Annotated in this window: 29 protein-coding genes; 23 read left to right on the forward strand and 6 right to left on the reverse strand. The window is 42.3% G+C overall.

The genetic code is table 11. From position 1 onward, the window contains the following. Positions 1–9: 9 nt before the first annotated feature. From A8709_RS27455 to A8709_RS27475, 5 genes are all read left to right on the forward strand, one after another. Positions 10–756, forward strand: a complete 747-nt coding sequence (locus A8709_RS27455; RefSeq protein ID WP_065857125.1) for a hypothetical protein — start codon at positions 10–12, stop codon at positions 754–756. A 33-nt stretch (positions 757–789) separates the two neighbouring features. Beyond that, the gene (locus tag A8709_RS27460) at positions 790–1,323 is read left to right on the forward strand and encodes a hypothetical protein (RefSeq protein WP_065857127.1); all 534 of its coding nucleotides are present in this window, start codon (positions 790–792) and stop codon (positions 1,321–1,323) included. Between the two features lie 54 nt (positions 1,324–1,377). After that, a complete protein-coding gene (locus tag A8709_RS34245; protein WP_141692668.1) occupies positions 1,378–1,581 on the forward strand; it encodes a hypothetical protein in 204 nt (67 codons plus the stop codon). 376 nt (positions 1,582–1,957) lie between these two features. After that, positions 1,958–3,472: a hypothetical protein gene (locus A8709_RS27470; protein ID WP_065857131.1), complete on the forward strand. Its 1,515-nt coding sequence runs from the start codon at positions 1,958–1,960 to the stop codon at positions 3,470–3,472. A 2-nt stretch (positions 3,473–3,474) separates the two neighbouring features. After that, entirely contained in the window at positions 3,475–6,105 is a 2,631-nt protein-coding gene (locus A8709_RS27475; protein ID WP_065857133.1) for a hypothetical protein, read from the forward strand. Positions 6,106–6,108: 3 nt separating this feature from the next. On the opposite strand, the gene A8709_RS27480 is transcribed toward A8709_RS27475, so the two are convergent. Together A8709_RS27480 and A8709_RS27485 are read right to left on the reverse strand one after the other, a co-directional pair. After that, positions 6,109–6,387 carry a hypothetical protein gene (locus tag A8709_RS27480; protein ID WP_065857135.1) on the reverse strand — a complete coding sequence of 93 codons (279 nt, stop codon included), beginning with the start codon at positions 6,385–6,387 and terminating at the stop codon, positions 6,109–6,111. Positions 6,388–6,406: 19 nt separating this feature from the next. Then, positions 6,407–6,940 carry a helix-turn-helix domain-containing protein gene (locus tag A8709_RS27485; protein ID WP_065857136.1) on the reverse strand — a complete coding sequence of 178 codons (534 nt, stop codon included), beginning with the start codon at positions 6,938–6,940 and terminating at the stop codon, positions 6,407–6,409. Between the two features lie 85 nt (positions 6,941–7,025). Between A8709_RS27485 and A8709_RS27490 the strand changes: the two genes are divergently transcribed. The 6 genes from A8709_RS27490 (at position 7,026) to A8709_RS27515 (ending at position 9,396) form a co-directional block, all read left to right on the forward strand. Further along, positions 7,026–7,241 (forward strand): helix-turn-helix domain-containing protein, encoded by a 216-nt coding sequence (locus A8709_RS27490; protein ID WP_065857138.1) that lies wholly within the window; start codon positions 7,026–7,028, stop codon positions 7,239–7,241. Positions 7,242–7,261: 20 nt separating this feature from the next. Beyond that, positions 7,262–7,921 (forward strand): Rha family transcriptional regulator, encoded by a 660-nt coding sequence (locus A8709_RS27495; RefSeq protein WP_065857140.1) that lies wholly within the window; start codon positions 7,262–7,264, stop codon positions 7,919–7,921. A gap of 155 nt (positions 7,922–8,076) precedes the next feature. Next, on the forward strand, positions 8,077–8,259 hold the full coding sequence (locus tag A8709_RS27500) for a hypothetical protein (protein WP_065857142.1): 183 nt from the start codon (positions 8,077–8,079) through the stop codon (positions 8,257–8,259). Positions 8,260–8,305: 46 nt separating this feature from the next. Continuing rightward, positions 8,306–8,497: a hypothetical protein gene (locus tag A8709_RS27505; RefSeq protein ID WP_065857145.1), complete on the forward strand. Its 192-nt coding sequence runs from the start codon at positions 8,306–8,308 to the stop codon at positions 8,495–8,497. A gap of 4 nt (positions 8,498–8,501) precedes the next feature. Further along, positions 8,502–8,741 carry a hypothetical protein gene (locus A8709_RS27510; protein ID WP_065857147.1) on the forward strand — a complete coding sequence of 80 codons (240 nt, stop codon included), beginning with the start codon at positions 8,502–8,504 and terminating at the stop codon, positions 8,739–8,741. Beyond that, on the forward strand, positions 8,698–9,396 hold the full coding sequence (locus tag A8709_RS27515; protein WP_065857149.1) for an N-acetylmuramoyl-L-alanine amidase: 699 nt from the start codon (positions 8,698–8,700) through the stop codon (positions 9,394–9,396). The genes A8709_RS27510 and A8709_RS27515 overlap by 44 nt, the downstream gene beginning before the upstream one ends. A 96-nt stretch (positions 9,397–9,492) precedes the next feature. On the opposite strand, the gene A8709_RS27520 is transcribed toward A8709_RS27515, so the two are convergent. Genes A8709_RS27520 through A8709_RS27535 form a run of 4 tightly spaced genes read right to left on the reverse strand, consistent with a single transcriptional unit; the run spans position 9,493 to position 10,459 of the window. Beyond that, a complete protein-coding gene (locus A8709_RS27520) occupies positions 9,493–9,729 on the reverse strand; it encodes a hypothetical protein (protein ID WP_065857151.1) in 237 nt (78 codons plus the stop codon). Between the two features lie 4 nt (positions 9,730–9,733). Continuing rightward, positions 9,734–10,006, reverse strand: coding sequence for a hypothetical protein (locus A8709_RS27525; RefSeq protein WP_065857154.1), 273 nt, complete (start codon positions 10,004–10,006; stop codon positions 9,734–9,736). 16 nt (positions 10,007–10,022) lie between these two features. Next, complete coding sequence (locus A8709_RS27530) at positions 10,023–10,241, reverse strand: hypothetical protein (protein ID WP_065857156.1); 219 nt, start codon at positions 10,239–10,241, stop codon at positions 10,023–10,025. Positions 10,242–10,243: 2 nt separating this feature from the next. Beyond that, complete coding sequence (locus tag A8709_RS27535) at positions 10,244–10,459, reverse strand: helix-turn-helix transcriptional regulator (RefSeq protein ID WP_208607751.1); 216 nt, start codon at positions 10,457–10,459, stop codon at positions 10,244–10,246. A 192-nt stretch (positions 10,460–10,651) separates the two neighbouring features. Here A8709_RS27535 and A8709_RS27540 point away from each other — a divergent pair, with 192 nt between their 5' ends. From A8709_RS27540 to A8709_RS27595, 12 genes are all read left to right on the forward strand, one after another. Continuing rightward, positions 10,652–10,897 carry a hypothetical protein gene (locus A8709_RS27540; RefSeq protein ID WP_065857158.1) on the forward strand — a complete coding sequence of 82 codons (246 nt, stop codon included), beginning with the start codon at positions 10,652–10,654 and terminating at the stop codon, positions 10,895–10,897. Positions 10,898–11,125: 228 nt separating this feature from the next. Beyond that, positions 11,126–11,314, forward strand: coding sequence for a hypothetical protein (locus A8709_RS27545; RefSeq protein WP_065857160.1), 189 nt, complete (start codon positions 11,126–11,128; stop codon positions 11,312–11,314). A gap of 26 nt (positions 11,315–11,340) precedes the next feature. Continuing rightward, a complete protein-coding gene (locus tag A8709_RS27550; protein ID WP_167357188.1) occupies positions 11,341–12,420 on the forward strand; it encodes an FtsK/SpoIIIE domain-containing protein in 1,080 nt (359 codons plus the stop codon). Positions 12,421–12,628: 208 nt separating this feature from the next. After that, on the forward strand, positions 12,629–13,561 hold the full coding sequence (locus A8709_RS27555) for a phosphatase PAP2 family protein (RefSeq protein ID WP_065857164.1): 933 nt from the start codon (positions 12,629–12,631) through the stop codon (positions 13,559–13,561). 76 nt (positions 13,562–13,637) lie between these two features. Continuing rightward, positions 13,638–13,910, forward strand: a complete 273-nt coding sequence (gene mtrB / locus A8709_RS27560; RefSeq protein ID WP_084225542.1) for a trp RNA-binding attenuation protein MtrB — start codon at positions 13,638–13,640, stop codon at positions 13,908–13,910. Positions 13,911–14,043: 133 nt separating this feature from the next. Beyond that, positions 14,044–14,577: a hypothetical protein gene (locus tag A8709_RS27565; protein WP_065857167.1), complete on the forward strand. Its 534-nt coding sequence runs from the start codon at positions 14,044–14,046 to the stop codon at positions 14,575–14,577. 98 nt (positions 14,578–14,675) lie between these two features. Then, positions 14,676–15,542, forward strand: coding sequence for a heptaprenyl diphosphate synthase component 1 (locus A8709_RS27570; protein WP_065857169.1), 867 nt, complete (start codon positions 14,676–14,678; stop codon positions 15,540–15,542). Positions 15,543–15,555: 13 nt separating this feature from the next. Then, entirely contained in the window at positions 15,556–16,311 is a 756-nt protein-coding gene (locus A8709_RS27575; protein ID WP_065857171.1) for a demethylmenaquinone methyltransferase, read from the forward strand. A 7-nt stretch (positions 16,312–16,318) separates the two neighbouring features. Then, on the forward strand, positions 16,319–17,194 hold the full coding sequence (locus A8709_RS27580; protein WP_065857173.1) for a UbiA-like polyprenyltransferase: 876 nt from the start codon (positions 16,319–16,321) through the stop codon (positions 17,192–17,194). Beyond that, positions 17,191–17,805 carry a UbiX family flavin prenyltransferase gene (locus tag A8709_RS27585; RefSeq protein WP_065857174.1) on the forward strand — a complete coding sequence of 205 codons (615 nt, stop codon included), beginning with the start codon at positions 17,191–17,193 and terminating at the stop codon, positions 17,803–17,805. The genes A8709_RS27580 and A8709_RS27585 overlap by 4 nt, the downstream gene beginning before the upstream one ends. Beyond that, on the forward strand, positions 17,786–18,649 hold the full coding sequence (locus A8709_RS27590) for a menaquinone biosynthetic enzyme MqnA/MqnD family protein (protein WP_065857176.1): 864 nt from the start codon (positions 17,786–17,788) through the stop codon (positions 18,647–18,649). The genes A8709_RS27585 and A8709_RS27590 overlap by 20 nt, the downstream gene beginning before the upstream one ends. Next, complete coding sequence (locus A8709_RS27595; RefSeq protein ID WP_065857177.1) at positions 18,646–19,623, forward strand: polyprenyl synthetase family protein; 978 nt, start codon at positions 18,646–18,648, stop codon at positions 19,621–19,623. The genes A8709_RS27590 and A8709_RS27595 overlap by 4 nt, the downstream gene beginning before the upstream one ends. Positions 19,624–19,650 lie beyond the last annotated feature (27 nt).

The raw sequence follows: 19,650 nt of genomic DNA on the forward strand, positions 1-19,650 counted from the left end.
AGGCATATCATGGCAACTTCTCAATTACCACAGCTCGGCGCGAATGCTGATTTCAATCAAGTTAAGTCCACGATGATTCAATGGCAAGATTACCTCAACTGGTTCTTTCGCAATTTGGATTCTTTGAATATTAAGCATCTGACAGCCGATAAAGTGGATACAGGCACACTGAATGCAGGAAAGGTTACGATTAAGGTTGATTACGCGACGGGCGCCAGTATAACAATCGACTCAACGGGAATGACCATTAATGATGGTACTAAAGATACCTTCCACGTAGATATACATGGTCAAGTTACAATGACTGGGGCGCAGGTTCAATCAGCAGCTGGAACGTATCCAAGGATTGAATTGTCGTCATCTGATGAATTGTTGAAAGCTTCGTCAGATGCAAATAACTTTATTTATATTACCCCTGATTATGTGGGTGGTACACCAGCATTAGTTTGGGATAATCCACCGAACGGGAGTATGCAAATGTTTATTATTCCTGATAATTCAGGTGATTTCATGATCAATACAACAGCCGGAAAGATCAATATTAAATCTTCAACAGATGATGTAGTTCTCCAATGTGGTACGGGTAAGAAAATAACCGTAAATTCATGGAATGAGCTTTACAATGTATTTAACGGACAATCAATGCAAACGGCTTTGAATGCGAAAGCTAATACTTTTAGTGGCTATACAGGATCTTTCTCTACAGGAACTAATACCGTAATTGTATCGAACGGGATAATTACTGGTGTGGTATAATTGGTGAAAAATACCACATGAGGTGATCTTTATATGAAAAAATTCATTTTAGGTTTATTGGTTGGAGTATCAATAACAGCTGCGGGATCTGTATACGCTGATGACATTGTTGATAGTATCGTAGGGAAAACAATCCAAGGACAGTTTCCTGTTAAAATATCGGGAAAATCACTGGATACTCAGGCGGCTGTTATTGATGGAACGAGTTATTTACCTGTTAGAGCTATTGGAGAAGCGTTAAACATGGATGTTTCTTTTAATTCAGATTTAGGTATTGAACTTAAACCGAAAGGAGCAACAACAGTGCCGGAATCACCTCAAGCAACATCTGTGCCAGCACAGCCAATCACAGGTCCGACTGAAGATATTCTTGTTGATCCAAATCTTCCAGTGGATAAACAAATATCGTACCTGCAGTCAGAAATTAAATCACTTGAAATTACTTTGCCTATCTCCAAGTATACATTCGAGCATAGCCAGTCTAATAAGGAATTAGAAGAGTCTATTACACGAGACGAAAAGCGCTTAGCAGCAATGAAAGCATTACTCGAGCAGTTACAAAAATAATCAACCGAGAGTCGCTGATGCGGCTCTTTTTGGTATAATGAGGAGGAAGAATGTATGCTGAAAATAAAAACAACGTTTTGCCAACATTGTGAAGTCTCACGTTTCGATTCAAATCTTGATGGACGGTGCCGTTTTTGTAATACTCCATTGTATGAAAAAGAAATAGAACTGCCCGAATTGAGCAGTTCCGATAAAAATATTGCATTAAAATACATGGCAGATAATAGACCAGTTTCATTTTCAACTAATGGTTGTTGATCCATGTCTGTAACGATTCGGCCTTAGAAACGTAAGCAGCGAAATCTTTGTTGATACCAATAACAAAGATTTCGTCATTAGAGTCTAAATGAGCCCTTAAAATATCTCTAACTTTGTCCGATGAGTGATTAGTGCTGATGAGATATACTGATTCTAAGACTTTATAAGTTTGGCCTATTGTCGGTATTGTCTTATATAGACTCGAGTAATCTCTTTTTGGTGCATGTAAGTCATAACTTATTAAATATAACGACATATTTCCACCTCCTTCCCTATAAAATGACATGTGACAATATCATTCTATCAGGTTGGAGATAATTTACAATTGAGTCTATCATTGATAGGCTCTTTTTCATTTACAGAAAGAGGTGATCAAATGGCATATGACCAGAGCGTTAGGACCCTCATGAACAACAATAAATATGATAACGACAAAATCGGTTATAACGCTGATTCAGGATATGTGACGTATGGCGGACAAAACTTTATGAAACCCCAGTTAAATGTGAATGGAACGACCTATACGGATCAAGCGACATTCGATCAAGCGCATAACCAATATAAACAGAATTCAGCTAATGCAGCGGCCGCGTATAACACGACTCCACAACCTGCGGCACAACCAGCTAACCAAGGTTATACAAACCCATACACACAGCAGATCACTGATATCCTGGCACATCTAAACGCCGCTACTCAAGCTCCACCGGTTGACGTTTATTCTAGCCCACAGTATGCAGCAGCGCAGGCTCAAGCACAGCGTGGAGTGGCAGAAGGGCAACGTCAAAGCAGAGAGAATCTTAACCGCAGAGGTATATTAGATTCGAGTCTAACGAGCAGCCAGGCTAATCAAATCGCGGCGAATTCAAATGAGTACCTAACAACTCAATTAGTTCCGCAGATCCAAGCACAGTTACAAGCTCAACGCCAACAAGAGTTGCAGGCTCAGCAAAACATGTTTCAAAACTATTTTAATTTAAGCAATCAAGCAGATAGTCAACATAACGCTGACCGCAATTTCGACGCAGGAAGACAGGACGCAGCCACCGCGGCCACTGGTTATTGGGCGCCAGACGCGAACACACTGAGCTCTGTTAGAAAGCAAATGGAGGCAAACAGCGCGGCGTATGCATCCGCATCTCCAGATCGTCAAAAACAGTTGCATGAGGATAACTTGAGATTGGCCACATCGATCGGTGGAAGTGATACGACCGGCAATGGTGATTATGCATTTGGTCCGATGCGTACCGTTCAAGGCCAGCAATTAGATACAAGCAAAGAACAATTCGATAAACAATTTAACGCCCAAGAAGCACAACGACAGTGGGATAATACGTTTAAACAGGGTCAATTCGATTATCAAAAAGCTTCTGATCTATGGGAGCAGAACTTTAAAGATAAATCATTTGATCAAAGCGTTAAACAGTTTGCTCAGAACCTTGGTGCAGACTACGCCAAGTTAAACCAATCTCAACAACAGTTCGTCGCAGAGATGGCATATAAAAACAAAGCACTCGAAATGCAAAACGACCCTAACAATCTTGACAATCAGTACAAGAAAGCGCAGATTGAATCGCTCACCAATAAGAATGATAAATCTGCAGATCACGGAATAGATGAATATGACCTCGCTATGATCGATAGCTTAGCATCTCAAAAAGGGTTGGATGTTGGAAAAGCGGATGCATCAGCAATCAAACAGTTTGTAGCTGGCTTGAAAGCTCAGAATGCATGGTCTACGGATGAAGCTAAGCAGGTAGAATCTTATCTGGGGCAAAAAGCGGCAGCAGCTCAAGCGGCAAATAAAACCGCAAACGACCAACGAGCAGAGAGAGTTAAGAAAGCGGATGACATTGCTAAACGCTTGGGCAGCGGAAGAATTGGAGGCTGATTATGGGGCTCTTTGACAAGGGTGTGAATCGAAATGGTAAAGGTTTGTTTGGAAACGACGCCTATGACACAACCTCTTTAGATAAACAAATCAGCAATGCCAATACACGAATTCAAGATGCAGGGTACCAACAGCAGGATTCCGATAAAAGGAATTGGTTTGAGAAGAGTACAAACCTTCCTCAAGGACAGAACTGGTTATTTGATACACTGGAACTGTTGGGAAGGCCAGGCAACGCCATCAAGAATGCAGTGGATAAAACATTCATTAAGAACCAAGAAGGACTTGGTGAATCCGTTATAAACGGTCTATCCGGCAGAGAAAAGGTTCATGGCGTGGATATAGCTAGTGACCTAGGAGTCGAGAATAGATTAGGTAAATTCGCATTAGGGTTGGGTGCTGACATAGCGCTCGACCCTTTAACATACGTACCAGGTGGCGCGTTGCTTAAAGGGGCAAAAGGTGCCACTAAATTAGCGGCGGCACCGTTAAGGTTAGGTTATAAGGCGTTAGAGAGTGCATCACCGGGACTACAAGCGCTGCGAACCAATACGGTTGAACCCTTATTAAATGGGGCTAAAGACGTTCTAGGACACGCTTTTGTGCCACAGTATAAATGGGATCAGACATTGACTGGTGGGACAGACGATACTTTAAAGCAGTTGTATCGTGATACCAACAATACAAGGGACTTCATGAATGAGGAAGCTCTCAAGAACATTGGTAATATCGCGAAGACAACAGGCGTTAATGCCGGTGATGACATCGGAAGACTTATGGAAAAGGACGTTGTCATGATGGGGCCTCGACCTTTAAGACAACTGTCTAATGATCCCACACATCTGCAAGCTACTCAAAAATTAATGGATAGCAATGATGCTTTGAGAACGTGGGCCACAGATAATGATATCCCTATCGGTGAGATCGATGGTTACATGCGCCATATCCTCAGTGAAGAAGAAAGGGCGTTCAGAAAGACTAAAACTGGCAGAAATATTGACCGTCCAACAGGTAGTATCAACAATCCAGATAAACATGTTACAGATAATCGAAAATACCCGGGTAGTGCCGAAGACGCCAATGACCAAGTGGGCAGGAAAATGTTTGAGCCAAATGCCTATTTCGCTACAGCCATCGGTCAGAAGAAGCTTATCGATTATGGTAATGCAGTTAAATTTCGCCGAGACATTTTGAGCAATCCTCAATTTGCATTCAAGCATACCAACGGATCACAAATACCTGATGGTGCGGAGTTAATTGACACCAACAACTATCAGTTTATGAAGAACCCGAACAACGCTTTACCCGATGAGATTGGCGGAAAATATGTAGTCACCAAAGGGGTTAAGGAGGCTTTAGATCGATTCCAAGGGTTGGCAACTGATGAAGGTACCAAAGGGGTATTAAAAGCCTATGATGGGCTACAGAACACGTGGAAAAAGATGGCCTTGCTTTCTGGTGGGTTCCATGCAAGAAACGCCGCGGGTGCACTATTCAACAACAGTGTAGCTGGCATGAACGTTGCCGATCTGGCCAAGTACACTGCAGACGCAGGTAATGACATTTTCAACGCCATTAAGAATGGTAAGGAAAGCGCGCTGCTAACGGAATTCAGAAAGCAGGGGTTAGGCGCATCGGGAATTTCCAGAGTAGAATTTGCACGGCATGGAGAGGAACCGGAACAAGGAGTAATCAAAACGGTCAAGAACCTCAGTAAAAGTAACGGTCAACGCTTAAATGAAGCTGTTAACCCGTTGAAACTCAGCAGCTATAAGAACATCTTCAACACATCAAAGTCCGTTGGAGAAGCGTCAGATCAAGTAAATCGGCTTGCACTCTATAAATGGGCTAAGGATAAAGGAATGACGCCAGAACAGGCCGCGGCGAAGGTGAGAGAGGTTCAATTTGATTACTCGGAGCTCACCCCTTTCGAAAGAAATGTAGCCAAACGAGTGATGCCGTTCTATACCTGGAGCCGAAAAAATATACCGTATCAAATTCAATCCTTCCTTAATGATCCGCGTAAATATGAGTATTTAAATAAGGCGCGTCTAAACGCTCAGGATGCCGTAGGACTGAACGATGATAACATCCCTGACTACATGAAAGAAAGCTTTACAATGCCTGTGTATGGGGCGAATGGTAAGGGTAAAATGCTCGGTTTGAACCTACCTGTAGGCGATCTAACAAAGTTATCTAAGCCTGGTAAGACACTCGTGGATTCTGTTTCGGCAGTATTGAAAGCACCGGCTGAACTCGCGCTTAATTACAATATGTTCAGAGGCAAGCCGATTCAGAAGTTTGAGGGGCAGGAAACGAAATATCAGGTTCCGTTTACCAATAAAGAATTTGGTTTGCCGGTTAAATTGGCATATGCGCTCGAGCAATCCACTGGACAGATCGGTAGGGGCTTAAGCGGCATCTTACAAAAGCCTGAGAGTGTCGATCAAGATACGGCCACTAGGTTGCCGTCATTAGGTGTTAGTTCAATGACAAAAGACTTTGACGCTCAAAAATATGCTTATTACAAGCGTTTGGATGACCTTAAGAAGCTGCAAGATCTTATATTATACATTCAGCAGCAAGAAGGGGAAAAACCAAGAACAATTGCTGAGATTAAAAAGACGCGTTAGTTTTTAAAGATCAGATTTTCGGGAAGACATGATACTTTTTTCTGAGTTATTAATTGAGAAAATAGTTATACCACCTAACAAAATAGTTGCCCCGATGATTAAAAAATATTTTGTATTACGTTGCGATTGAGCATCTTTATCAATGACTGTTGCTCCAAAAAGTGATTTCGATCCTTCTGCTCTGGGTAATATTTTTGTTGGTGTGTCCGTATTTAAAAATGAAATAATTTCTATTAGTACGATAGCGATTAAAACAATAGATGCTAAAGTTCTTTTTGTCATAGATACCTCCCTGGGAGCCCTATTGGGCTCCTTTGTTAATGATTCCATGATTGATTATTAGTCTAGTTTCAGTTTCAAACATAACACCTTCGTATTTTCCATCGAAAATATTATCTACAATTAATTCTTCAAGTTCTTTAACGATTAATTGTTGAGGAACAGCGTAAAGTTTCGATAGTAATCCTTTTGGGATTGTTATATCAAAAATGAAACTGGGTTCTCCGACACGACCTATACCTTGATCTATTTTTACTGGTAAAGAACACTCCATATATTCTTCATTTATTTTGAAAATAATGGATATCTCATAGTTGTTATCATCTAATTTTGTATGTTCACTGTAGTTAACACTGAAATCAACGATCGTGAATAAATCTCCTGCTGTGATATTTAAATATGTACAGATTTTTTCTAAAGTATCATATTGAATGCCAGTCGCCCTATTAGTAACAAGTCCTGAAATTGTGTTCTTATTTATTCCTGTTGCTTCAGCGATCTGAATATTTTTAATCCCTCTTTCGGCGAGGATTACGCCGAGATTACATTTAATCAAAGTTATCACTTTCCTTTTTTAGTACTAGTATTGATATATTTGTACCAATATGTTAGGATAAATATGTGGATGGGAGGTGAAAAATGTGGCGATAAGAAATAATTTAGCATTGATCATGGCAAAAAGAAAAATCTTCTCTCTGGAAGATATATCTAAAGGAACTGGCCTTAATAAGAACACTTTGTCATTGATTAGGCATAACAAGGCCAAAGGAATTGATTACAGAACTCTCGAGGCACTATGTACATACTTTGAAGTTCAAATTTCAGAGATGCTCGTGATTGAAGACGAGGCTTCATAAAACCAAAAGGAGGATTGGCTATGAGTAAATTGATACTCAATACTGAATGTCGGTTGTACGAAAAAAATGGTAGGGCGTTAAGTACAAGCATTCAAGTTGCCGAAGAATTTTTAAAAGATCACAAGAACGTATTGCGTGATATTGAAAATTTAGATTGTAGCGATGAATTTAGACGGCTCAATTTTGAGCAGTCCTTTTATTCAAACGCTCAGAATAAAAAACAACCAATTGTTTATATGACAAGAGATGGATTCACATTTCTTGCATTTGGGTATCGTGGTAAGAAATCGGCTAAGTTCAAAGAAGCATATATTGCTAGGTTTAACCAAATGGAATCATTCATTAAATCATTATCTGCAGCTCGATTGGAATTCCCTGAATTAACAGAAGCAATCAAATCAGCTCACGAGGTACCCAAACATTACCACTTCACTAATGAAATAAACATGATCAATAAGATTGTACTAGGCAAGACAGCAAAAGAGTTCAGAAAAGAGAACGGACTTGATGATGCAACATCTATCCGCCCTTATCTGACATTCGAGCAAATTACAGCTATCGAACAACTTCAGCGATTCGATACTGGACTACTAGACATCGAAGAAGATTTTCAAAAGAGAAAGGAAATGCTCACATTAAGATTCCAAAAACTAAACCAACGCCTACTAAAATCAGCATAAAAGCACCTCCGCTCCGCCAAGAACAAGGTGCTTTTACCAAAACTAGGATATATCTTTATATATAATATTATATACACTATAGTCAACGTTTAAAAGTGTGAAATATTATTTTTATTATATATCAAGGATATATCCTCCCAAACTAGGAGGAAAACATGGACTATGAATCAATGTTAACCAACGATGAGAAGCAAATTTTCATAAAATTAGTAAGCAACATGCCAGAGGGGAAAAGATTAACAATAAATCAAACAATTGACCGCCTCATTGAACTACCATTAGGATTTTTGCGAAAGCCAATGAGCCAAATGGTTAACGAATTAATTCAGAGCTCCTAACGGGGCTCTTTTTTATATAGATTATTACCTTAAGGAGCTGATGAAAATGTTCGAAATGGACGACTCAGAGCATACCGCCGAACAACCTGCTAAGTGGTGGGAGCTGCTAGACAGTACATCATCATTTCTACGCTTCCACTATGACGAAATCATGGAGCATGGCAGCGACGAACTGAAGCAAGCTGTGGAGATCGTACTTGGCGGACATCCGCCGGCTGCATATAAGAAGGAGGCGTAATGAGATGGGTAAATTCAACAAAAAGCTGTTAATACCAATACTAACCGTGGTCGCGCTGCTGGTTAAAACTGTGTTTAAAATCGATATTCCAGATGCTGCTATTGATATCGCCGCCGATGTAGTGATGTATTTAATCGCTCTCGCAGGTATGTTCATTCACCCGCAGGTAGCAAATGACGCAACGATTGGAGGACTAATAGATGCCAATTCGCAATATAAAGGTGATACCGAATCTGCCGTTTGATGTACTACCCATCCAGGACATTACCGACACGTTACCAAGCAGGCTGCCCGATCCAGAAACACCGCGGACACCCGAGCAGATTACACACATCGCGGTACATCACTCAGCTGTAGAAGGCGGAACGATCCAAGGGTATGCTGATTACCATGTAAACTCACTGAAATGGGCTCACATCGGGTACCATTGCGTGGTCAAAGGTAACCAAATATACCAGACTAACGACCTGTTAACCTTCTCGTATCACACGTCATCTAACAACGCGTATACCGTTTCTGTGAGTGTGTCTGGTGACCTCTCTAAGCGCTCATTAACCGACGATGAACGTAACTGCCTATACGCTACAATCCTTACGTATATGGACCTGTTCAAGATTCCAGTCGAGAACGTATGGGGCCATAACGAGTATCCTCAGAATAACACTGCATGCCCGTGTATCGATATGAATCAGCTGCGGCAGGAGATCAAGACGATACAAATGAAGATGCAGCAACAAGTCACATGGGCCGCGAAGATGAAGAATGTTTCTGACATCGTGAACCAGATTAATTATCTCACAGGACTCATGAAGGCTGGGGAGAAGGATGGTAACGCTGTATGGGCGGCCAATGCCTTCAGTGATGTGGCTGATATGATGCGGAGTAAACATTTATTATAGACAACCCATACAATAAATGGTAATATTATCTTGTTTTGCAAGCGTCCGAAAAAGCCTAGTTGAGGGAAAGTATCCCCCACTAGGCTTTTTTTTGTGTTAAAAGTCCTTGTTATCATTCAATCTCCTTTCTATCACCGATACCTGACCGTCTTCCTGGATATCGATAAAATACTCCACTCCATTTTTGCGCTTGAACGTATGCACCGCATAAGGCGGCTTCGCATTCTCCCATCCCCAAAACGTCATCTTACCGAAGCGATTGAAGTACTCGACAGTTTCATCCAGTGATGTGAATTTAGGTAATCTGGATATATCTACGTTACTTGGTCTCACTATTTTACTCCTTATCGGCGTTAAGCTCTTTCGGTGTTTTTTCGATAATGCTGTCTAAATGCAAAATATCCTCGTATTGATCAAGTAAACTCATTGATTTTGCTACGGCTTTCTGCAACAGTTCCACTTCATTGATTAAATAATCAACATCTTCAACTGACTTTTCAACTAACCTCTGATATTCCATTTCTTTGAGCATAGAAAATTCATATTTACGTTCCTGCGTCATTATTTTTCTGAGATCATTACGACCTTTAATCTCTTCCAGTCTGCTCATGGGTTATCTGTCTCCTTTACTTGCCAGTATGATTAACATAAATAATAATTTCATGACCTGTCATTTTATCTCCTACCCAATGCCAAATATCTGTGATTTTAAATTGATGTGTTATCCCATCCAACTTTGTCGAAATGTGTTCGCCAATTCTAGGCAGTAACCGAAAGTTAACCGTTGTAATTTTAGTTTCGTATTCGCCATTCAACCTCAGCTCACATTCAAAATATTCACCCATATCTATTCCTCCTCATATATGTACAAGTCATCAACTTTACGCTCAAGTATCTTAGCCAACTTAAAGACTAACTCCGTGTTAGGCACTTTCTTTCCTGAAATAATGTTACTCAAATACACAGGTGTTATGTCTAGTGTGGCCGCTAACTCTTGGCGGTTTATTTTCACGTTACCCTCATCCTCAATAGCGGCTATGACGGATTTGATTCTCGACCTCAACAATTCGTTTACCCCCAAAGTATGCGTTACCCCATTACATTCACCATCCTTCATACGATTTCCTTCTAGTCTAATTATACCATGGACAGGCTGTTAATTAAACTTTAAAACTAATTATTAAACTGTAGGAATAAGTACAATCCCTTCGACAATATCCTTGTTATACATCCCGTTAAATAAGGAGTTGGTCAGATGGTAGTCGAGATAGTGATTGCGGCGTTCGTCGTCGAATACGGTCGTTCGTTTTACTACAGCTTGAAAGAGTACAAAAGGTCCTGTCGTGCAGGTGATCGTTTCTGCGAGATCCTGACAGAGTCAAAGACGTTGGTGGAGTTAGGTAATAATCTCGCAGCAGAGTCGGCGAATAACGCTGAGTTATACGTAAAGATTCCACAAACATGGATGATTAGACTGTACTGGAGATTGAAGGGTGAGTGAGCAACATGAGTGGTAAGAAGAGGGAATATATGATGGCACCATTCAGAGACCTTGACTCCGACATCCGCGACCGTTACTTCGCCATCCCCGAAGGCAAGCGCTCAGACGCATTGCGCGATGCCTTCCGCCTGTGGTGCGGCATCGACAAGAAGTTAGTGTACGAAGCAACAGAGAAAGTCATCAAGCCGCCAACACGGCCACCATTCATCCAGAAGGGAGTTGGTATCAGTGGAAATAGCTTTCACAATACTGGGCCTCGGCGCCCTTGATGCCGTAATCACAGGAGTTTTGAAGGAAGCGAAGCAGCAGAACAAGATTATTTTCGTGCGTATCTCCATGTATCTCACCGTGGCTATCATTGTGCTAGTCGAGGTGTCTAAACTCATCAACTATGCGCGGATGGTGTTCGGCATATGATCCTGTTGGCGCTAGGAGCTGCGTGTGTGGTTGCCAGCATCGGCGGGACGGTAGTCACACTCTCGGGAGGTAAGCCAGCTGCGGAGAAGGATACGCTGCATACGTGCTTCACACGGGCGCGATTGTTCATCCGGCAGCGTAGCGAGAAGGATTGGGTTTACACGTACCCGTCGGTCAACGGGCATGAGACGTTTGAGGATCGCCAGGAGTACACGTTCACGCTGCCGATCGGCGTGGATCCGGAACGGCTGCATAAGCATTTCTGGGTGTTTGAACAGGGGTTCGGGCCGCATATTGATATCGAGGGGGATTCATCTATGTTCACGATGAAGGTGTTTAACAAGGGGATATCACAGTTCGCTTACAACGTGTCAGACATACCGTTAGAGGGGATACACCTTCCTATTGTGGTCGGCAAATCGCGCAGCGGATGGGAAGTATACGACATGGTGGAGAACCCACATTTGCTTATAGCGGGGGAAACAGGCAGCGGAAAGAGCACGCAGCTGAGGGCGATCATCACAACGTTAATACTGACTAAGCAGCCAGAAGAATTGGAGCTGTACCTTGCGGATCTCAAACGAAGTGAATTTCATGTTTTCAAAAACTCTCCTCACACTCGGGCAGTGGTCAACGATAAAAATGAATTGCAGCCGGTTCTCGAGTACATTTCATTAGAAATGCAGAGGCGCGGAGACTTATGTGATAAGTATGAGGTTTCCAATGTAATCGATCTTCCGTTCAAACTTCCTTTTATCCTCCTGGCTATCGACGAGGTGGCACTGCTAAAGAAGGATAAGAAGCTCATGCCATTGATTGAGGATATAACTGCTATAGGCCGTGCACTTTCAGTTCAATTAATTATCTCAATGCAGCGTCCCGACGCGAAGCTTTTGGAGTCTGGGTTGAAGTCTAACTTAACCGTGCGGATGGCGTTCAAGCACGCTGACGATGTGAACTCACGTATAACACTGAATGCGAGTGGGGCAGAGGACATTAAAGATGAGGAACGCGGGCTGATGCTATTTAAGCACAATGGAATGAAGAAGGTGCAGGGGCCGTTTCTGAGTTTGATGGAGGCTAAAAAATTGCTGAAGCGTCCTTAAATCTTTTTTATTGCGTTCCTTCATTATATAGATTAATCTCTTAATGTGAATGAGTCTTATCGGTGCAGGATTTCATACGTGACAGCCTGGTAGCGCGCACCCTTGGGGTGGGTGAGGTCGCACGTTCGAATCGTGTTACTCCGATTATGACAAAGACATCGTCGTTCGATGTCTTTTTCTACATGTATGAGTCATAGGGGGAGCAGGCTTGGCTAAATCGAAATTGCATGTGAGAGAGCTTGTAAAGTCACAGGATTGGACGATGTTTGGTATTATTGGTTCCATCTACCTCATTTGGCGGATTGGTACCGTCGGCGGCTGGAGTAAAGAGTGTTGGATTCTCTTGCTTATCTGTCTGCTAGGTGTTCGAACGGATCAGATTGATGTGGATTGGAAACGCTTTTTTCTTGTTGGGATTCCGCTTTTAGGTGTATTTTATTATTTTTATGGTACAGGGAACGGACTTTGGTGGAAAATTGCGAATTGGATGTTTGAAAATAACCGCCATCCGTGGCACTGGGATCAGTATATGAATGCCATCCCGCTGAATACGGGAGGATGGGCGCGGCTCATTGCGACGCCATTCCTAGATAGAGCGATGGTTTGGGTGTACAATTACGGCTTTGTCCTATCGCTATGGATATGTATTGTTCGGAGTTTTTGGACGCGGAGTGTCAAAAAGATGCTATCTTATGCGTTATCTGGTCATATGCTGCAGTTTCCGCTCATATTGCCCTTTTATAATATCATCTTGCTGCACGAGGTTTGGTATGTGAACAAACAGCCTGACCTACTGCATCGCGTGTTTGCGGACGAGAATTCCTTGCTAGTGGCGGTCATGAATTGTTTCCCGAGCATGCATACGTCAATTTCTTTTGCGATGCTGCTTCTCGCACTAAGAGAGAAGGATCGTATCTTCAAAACGATGATGGTGACGTATTGCTCGGCTATTATTTTCTCAACGTTGTATTTACAGATCCATTGGCTTATTGATGTTTTCGCCGGTATGCTATTTGCCTTTGGAACGGTGAAGCTCACAGACCTCATCATCCGTGTTGGTTCTAAGCGCTTATTGCCAGCGAAGTTCAAAATGTTTTATCATAAACGAGCGAAATCAGCTTCAGTTGAACTATCCGCCTAGTTGATATTGACTTCCGGCTGCTTTTTTTGGCATCATTAGTTTAAGTATGAAGGTTAAGGAAGAACGGAGGATGGATATGGATCAATCGAATAAACCAAGTCAGCCGAATCAATCGAACGCGAATGCAAATGCGAACGGCAATGATTATTTTGTTATAAAAGCCAAAGATAATGGTGTTCATGTGATTGGTTTGACCCGTGGTCAAGATACGCGCTTTCACCATACGGAGAAATTGGACAAGGGTGAAGTGATGATTGCCCAGTTCACAGAACATACATCTGCTGTCAAAGTGAGAGGGAAAGCTTTGATTATGACTAAGTTTGGTACAATCGATACCGAAGAATCCTAAATCGATGTTATTTTGCGAAAAGCAGGCATAGCCTGCTTTTTTTAATTGTACAATGGTGTATAGGGCTTGTTAGATGGGAATCGTCAATCTTTCATTAGGGCTCCTGCACATGCACGCTTGGGAGGTGTTTAACGTGAAATGGTCAACGCGCATCGGAATCACGCTGGGTCTTTCCGTTGTTATTGCCATATGTCTTTCTGCGCTTCCGAAAATGGACATGACGGCTGGTTTAGGTTCCACCTATACGTGGTCAAATACGAAGGGGGGGCAGCTGACGGAAAATAACCTAGCCGATCTCCTCGTACAAGTACCGCTTCAGCTGCGAATTCGTAAAGTGGAATTAAGTACGTCACGCCTGTCACTCGACTTAAGCCTGCCCAAGAACGCGGATAGTATCGCCGTGTATCGCGATTTGTACACCCTTGCACAGACGATGCTTGTGCAAACCAAGAATGTGGATCAAGTGTGGGTCCGTGTCATTGATTACTCAGGAGGATCCGAATCAACATCTTCACAACTTGTACTTGCCATGGTTGCCCAGCGCGAATTCGTCAAGGATATGGAGAAAAAGCCAAATGAACTGAGTTTGATTCAATTAGAGCAAGAGCTGCAGAATCGATTCCGCATCACATACACGTCCAAATGGCAGCAAAAATATCCACTATAATTAAATGTGCTTCTGTTATCTTGTTATGCTATAATAATTTGAATTGAGCCATTGAAGTTCATTAAAGATATTTGGCATACGGTTACGGAGGCTTTTGCATGAATTCTTATCGGATCCCTGAGATCGCTAAGCAGTACACGGAGTATGATATGATCCAAATCCACACAGACCTGCCCGATTTTCCAGAGTTGCGCACACGTCTGTTGTTTGCATTCTTGAATGGTAATAACAAACTAAATTCGATGAGCGAATTGTTTACACTAGCAACTTCCCTCGTACAGTTAGGGCTTGACACCCATGATCTGGTGACGGCATCGAATGAAGTGAAAGAGAAGAAGGCATCAAGGTCAAGGCAGCTTAAAGTGCTGGCAGGTGACTATTTCAGTGCTAGATTTTATCATCTATTAGCTGGTGCTGGACAAATTAGTATGATTAAGCAGCTCTCAGATGCTATTTGTGAAGTGAATCGCCTGAAGATGAATGTCTACATGAAAATGAAGCAACTTAAATTGACGGCAGAAGATTACATTCACCTTACGGTGGAAATAAAATCTCAGCTGTTTTTGTCTTTCTCAGAAGTGTTGTCAGAGGTTTACGATTGGGTATGGCCTGATATTTTGAGAAGCTTTATGACCTGCGAACTTCTTTTCGATGAGATTTACCGGATGGAAACCGCGGCTAATTTCAAAGGCAGTTGGGGATATTGGCACATTAACCAACATGGCACGAAAGATGAGCGCAAGCAGTTGCAAGGCGGAGAAGCAGATCCTATCAAAATTCGGACACTTCTTCATAAGCATAGTGTATCTTCTCAGCTGTATCAGATGTTCCGCGCACAAACGAACCAATTGCAGGAACATGTGAAACGGTTGAAATCAGATAAACTACAAAGTGAACTCTTTCACATGGGAGAGCCCTTCTTACGATTTGCAGGGGACCATTCCAAGGTGTTGGAAGAAATATAAGGGGACCAGGGCGATGAGCGTAAGCAAAACGAATAACCAAACCAAAAAAGCGAAGAGTAAAGAAGAGTTCGTACTTGATGTGTTTGAAAGTATTGCACCCAAATACGATTTGATGAACAATATTATCAGTTTTAATCGACACAAAGCCTGGCGCAAATTTGCCATGAAGAAGATGAATGTACAACCAGGGGATACAGCCATTGATTTATGCTGTGGAACGTGTGATTGGACGATCAGCTTGGCTCAAGCGAGTCGGTCAGGCAAGATGGTTGGACTGGATTTTAGTCAGAACATGTTGGACTACGGTGCTGACAAAGTGAAACAGCTTCGACTTGAGGGACAGATTGAGTTGATACAAGGAAATGCGATGAGTCTTCCGTTTGACGACAATTCATTTGATTATGCAACGATTGGGTTTGCATTACGTAATGTACCCGATTTAGAGCAAGTCATTCGAGAAATGAATCGTGTCGTTAAGCCTGGAGGGCTAGTTGTGTCTTTGGAGCTTTCCAAACCAACGTGGCAGCCGTTCAAATCCATTTATTATGTGTATTTCCGTCATATTATGCCTTTCTTGGGCAAGCTAATTGTAAAAAAATATGAACAGTATAAATGGCTCCCGGAATCATTAATATCATTTCCAGATCACAAACAACTAGCAGCTCTTTTCACTAAAAATGGTCTAGATCAGGTACAAGCTTATCCGCTTTTCGGTGGCGTGGCAGCATTGCACATTGGAACCAAGGGTAAATCGAAATCAGGAGTGTAACTTGCATATGTTTACTAAATTAAAGATTTTTCTTGAAATGATTAAGTTTGAACACAGTGTGTTTGCACTGCCATTTGCTTTCATGGGGGCCATTTTAGGCTCCGTTGTTTTGCAAGGACATTTACCAAGCTGGGCGCAAATCGGCTGGATTACACTAGCCATGGTAGGTGCTAGAACCGCGGCAATGGCTTTGAATCGCGTTATTGATCAAGCGATTGACAAGCGCAACCCGCGTACGGTGAATCGTGCCATTCCGGCAGGACTTATTTCTGTGCCTCAAGTTATTATTTATATTATTATCTCGTTTGCTGTTCTTTTCTGGGCAACCTATCATTTGAGTTCATTATCGATGAAGTTGCTGCCGATCGCTGTTTTCTTCCTAGTGTTTTATTCGTACACGAAACGGTTCACATGGACATGCCATTTCTTCCTAGGACTAACATTAGGTCTTGCTCCATTAGGCGGTTGGATCGCAGTTACCGGTCATTTTACGTGGGCATCCATCATTTTCTTCTTAACGGTTGCTTGCTGGAGTTCTGGCTTCGATCTGATATACGCTTGTCAGGATGCAGAATTTGACCGTGCGGAAGGTCTGCATTCCTTTCCGAGTCGCTTTGGGATTAAAGCGGCCTTGATCACAGCGCGAGTACTTCATGTGATGACAGCGGTGGGCTTAGTATCTCTCTTCTTCATTACGCATCTCAGTTGGTTATATTTAATTGGACTTGTTATCGCCTATATCTTGTTGTTTAAAGAACATAGAATGGTTACCCCTCAGGATTTGTCCAAGTTAAATACAGCATTCTTTACGATGAATGGCATTTTGAGCTTAGTTATGTTTACCTTCACGTTGCTTGATGTGCTAGTGAGTCAATACTCATGAGTAAGGGGAACTGGGTAATTGGACTAACTGGCGCAAGTGGAGCCCAATATGGCGTTCGCTTATGTGAAGTGCTATTGGATCTTGGATTAGATGTACATTTGATTATTTCGGATGCGGGTTGGCGTGTTCTGCAGGATGAGTTGGACTGGAACGTGACCAAGCGTCAAGAGGTACTTGATAAGCAGTTTGGCGGGAGAGCAGGCAATTACGAGTATCATCCGGTCGCCAATATAGGAGCAACAGTGGCAAGCGGGTCGTTCCGCACCAAAGGGATGGTTGTTATTCCTTGCTCAATGGGCACCTTGTCTGGAATCGCACATGGTTCCTCAGATAACCTGTTAGAGCGTACCGCGGATGTCATGCTCAAAGAAGGAAGAAAATTAATTCTAGTACCAAGGGAAACGCCGCTGCATGCCATACATTTAGAAAATATGCTTACCCTAACAAGAATGGGCGTGCGAATGATTCCGGCGATGCCAGCCTTCTATAATCGCCCGCGTTCCATCGAAGAGATGGTTGATTTTTTGGTGGGTAAGGTGATGGATAGCATGGAGATTGAGCACTCTTTGTACCGGAGATGGGGAGATACCGATGAGCAACCTAGACCCTAAAATTCGAATTGGACGAATTAACTATACGAATGTATGGCCTATTTATTATTATTTTCCGGCCTTGATGAATACGTCTGAAGTTGAAATAATTGAGCAAGTACCTACATCCCTGAATCAAGCAATGGCTGCAGGGAGCATTGATATGGGACCGATTTCCTCGTTCTCATATGGGCAATTTTTTGAAGATTATATGTTATTCCCAGATTTGTCAGTGAGTTCCTATGGTGAAGTGAATTCGATACTGCTCTTCCATGACAAACCATTACGTGAAATCGTGAATGGTCGGATTATGCTGCCTACTACATCGGCGACTTCGGTTAATTTATTGAAAATTATTATTGAAAAATTTTACGGCGGTAAACCGACGTATGAATATGCAAAGCCTAACTTGGAGCAAATGATGGGAGAAGCAGATGCTGCATTGCTGATCGGCGACGATGCCATCAAAGAAAGCTGGCGCAATCAAACGCATATGATTACTGATCTTGGTCAGGAATGGGCTAAGTGGACCGGGAAATGGATGACGTTCGCTGTTTGGGCGATCCGTAAAGAAACCATCGTTAACTATCCAGAGCTTGTCACGAACATTTTTGATGCATTTAAGGCGAGCAAAGAAAAGGCACATCAAGATCCTCAGAGCATGATAGAAGAAGCGCAAGCGAAGGTGGGCGGTACACCGGCATTCTGGCATCATTACTTTCATACTTTATGTTATGATTTTGCGAATGAACAATGGGACGGACTAATGACCTATTATCAATATTGTTATGAACTTGGTTTCTTACCTAAACCAGTTCAATTAGGGTTATGGAATGAGAATAAAGTGGCACGGGTGACCGAATGAAAAATTTATTGGACATTTATTCGAGGAAAAAGAGAGATATTTCAGCGATAGAAAAAGAGCTTGAAGAAACAGTAAGCAGCGACTATTCCCTGCTGAGAGAAACGTCCATTCATCTTCTCAAAGCAGGTGGAAAGCGGATCAGACCTGTTTTTGTTCTGCTTTCAGGAGAGTTTGGAAACTATCAGCTTCAAACCATGAAGAATGTCGCTGTTCCCTTAGAGCTCATCCACATGGCTTCTCTTGTTCATGATGATGTAATTGATGATGCGAACACGCGCCGCGGCCAATTAACCGTACGTTCCAAATGGGATAATCGGATTGCGATGTTTACAGGTGATTATATTTTTGCCAAAGCTTTGGGGGTCATTACACAAATCCCGAAGCCTGAAGTGCATCAGATCATGTCTAAAGCCATTGTGGAAATGTCCATTGGCGAGATGGAGCAAATTCGCTTTTTTTTCAATTCGGAACAAACGATTCGGGATTATCTGTTACGGATTCGCCGTAAAACAGCGCTTCTAATTGCGATTTCATGCCAACTTGGCGCGATGGCGTCTGGTGCGCCTGATTGGGTGAGCACTAAATTGTATAATTTTGGTTATAATGTTGGTATGGCCTTCCAAATTAGAGATGATATTCTTGATTTAATCGGAACTGAAAAGCAAATCGGGAAACCGCCAGGCAGCGATGTCAGGCAAGGAAACATCACCTTGCCAGTGTTGCTGACGATGAAAAATCCTGGTTTAAAGCCGATGATATTGACAGAACTCGATCGAATACATAAACTGGATGGACAAACGGATGTTAGTCGATTCTTAGATCTAATACGCGGCAGCGAGGGGATTAAGGAAGCGGATCGTCTTTCTCAAGTCTATATCGATAAAGCAATTGCGTCTTTGGACAAGTTGCCGGACATTCGAGCCAAGAAGGATCTCATCGAAGTCGCTCATTTTATCGGGAATCGATCTTACTAACAACAAAGTTAAGTGAACGCTTACGAA

This window comes from Paenibacillus pectinilyticus (assembly GCF_001700435.1).
Lineage (GTDB): Bacteria > Bacillota > Bacilli > Paenibacillales > NBRC-103111 > Paenibacillus_E > Paenibacillus_E pectinilyticus.

Coding starts and splice junctions, on each gene's coding strand:
- A8709_RS27470 (WP_065857131.1), top strand. CDS start 1,958: ATGGCATATGACCAGAGCGTTAGGACCCTCATGAACAACAATAAATAT.
- A8709_RS27530 (WP_065857156.1), bottom strand. CDS start 10,241: ATGGGTGAATATTTTGAATGTGAGCTGAGGTTGAATGGCGAATACGAA.
- A8709_RS27595 (WP_065857177.1), top strand. CDS start 18,646: ATGAAAAATTTATTGGACATTTATTCGAGGAAAAAGAGAGATATTTCA.
- A8709_RS27580 (WP_065857173.1), top strand. CDS start 16,319: ATGTTTACTAAATTAAAGATTTTTCTTGAAATGATTAAGTTTGAACAC.
- A8709_RS27475 (WP_065857133.1), top strand. CDS start 3,475: ATGGGGCTCTTTGACAAGGGTGTGAATCGAAATGGTAAAGGTTTGTTT.
- A8709_RS27585 (WP_065857174.1), top strand. CDS start 17,191: ATGAGTAAGGGGAACTGGGTAATTGGACTAACTGGCGCAAGTGGAGCC.
- mtrB (WP_084225542.1), top strand. CDS start 13,638: ATGGATCAATCGAATAAACCAAGTCAGCCGAATCAATCGAACGCGAAT.
- A8709_RS27510 (WP_065857147.1), top strand. CDS start 8,502: ATGGGTAAATTCAACAAAAAGCTGTTAATACCAATACTAACCGTGGTC.
- A8709_RS27525 (WP_065857154.1), bottom strand. CDS start 10,006: ATGAGCAGACTGGAAGAGATTAAAGGTCGTAATGATCTCAGAAAAATA.
- A8709_RS27500 (WP_065857142.1), top strand. CDS start 8,077: ATGGACTATGAATCAATGTTAACCAACGATGAGAAGCAAATTTTCATA.
- A8709_RS27590 (WP_065857176.1), top strand. CDS start 17,786: ATGAGCAACCTAGACCCTAAAATTCGAATTGGACGAATTAACTATACG.
- A8709_RS27455 (WP_065857125.1), top strand. CDS start 10: ATGGCAACTTCTCAATTACCACAGCTCGGCGCGAATGCTGATTTCAAT.
- A8709_RS27495 (WP_065857140.1), top strand. CDS start 7,262: ATGAGTAAATTGATACTCAATACTGAATGTCGGTTGTACGAAAAAAAT.
- A8709_RS27480 (WP_065857135.1), bottom strand. CDS start 6,387: ATGACAAAAAGAACTTTAGCATCTATTGTTTTAATCGCTATCGTACTA.
- A8709_RS27540 (WP_065857158.1), top strand. CDS start 10,652: ATGGTAGTCGAGATAGTGATTGCGGCGTTCGTCGTCGAATACGGTCGT.
- A8709_RS27570 (WP_065857169.1), top strand. CDS start 14,676: ATGAATTCTTATCGGATCCCTGAGATCGCTAAGCAGTACACGGAGTAT.
- A8709_RS27460 (WP_065857127.1), top strand. CDS start 790: ATGAAAAAATTCATTTTAGGTTTATTGGTTGGAGTATCAATAACAGCT.
- A8709_RS27575 (WP_065857171.1), top strand. CDS start 15,556: ATGAGCGTAAGCAAAACGAATAACCAAACCAAAAAAGCGAAGAGTAAA.
- A8709_RS27505 (WP_065857145.1), top strand. CDS start 8,306: ATGTTCGAAATGGACGACTCAGAGCATACCGCCGAACAACCTGCTAAG.
- A8709_RS27515 (WP_065857149.1), top strand. CDS start 8,698: ATGCCAATTCGCAATATAAAGGTGATACCGAATCTGCCGTTTGATGTA.
- A8709_RS34245 (WP_141692668.1), top strand. CDS start 1,378: ATGCTGAAAATAAAAACAACGTTTTGCCAACATTGTGAAGTCTCACGT.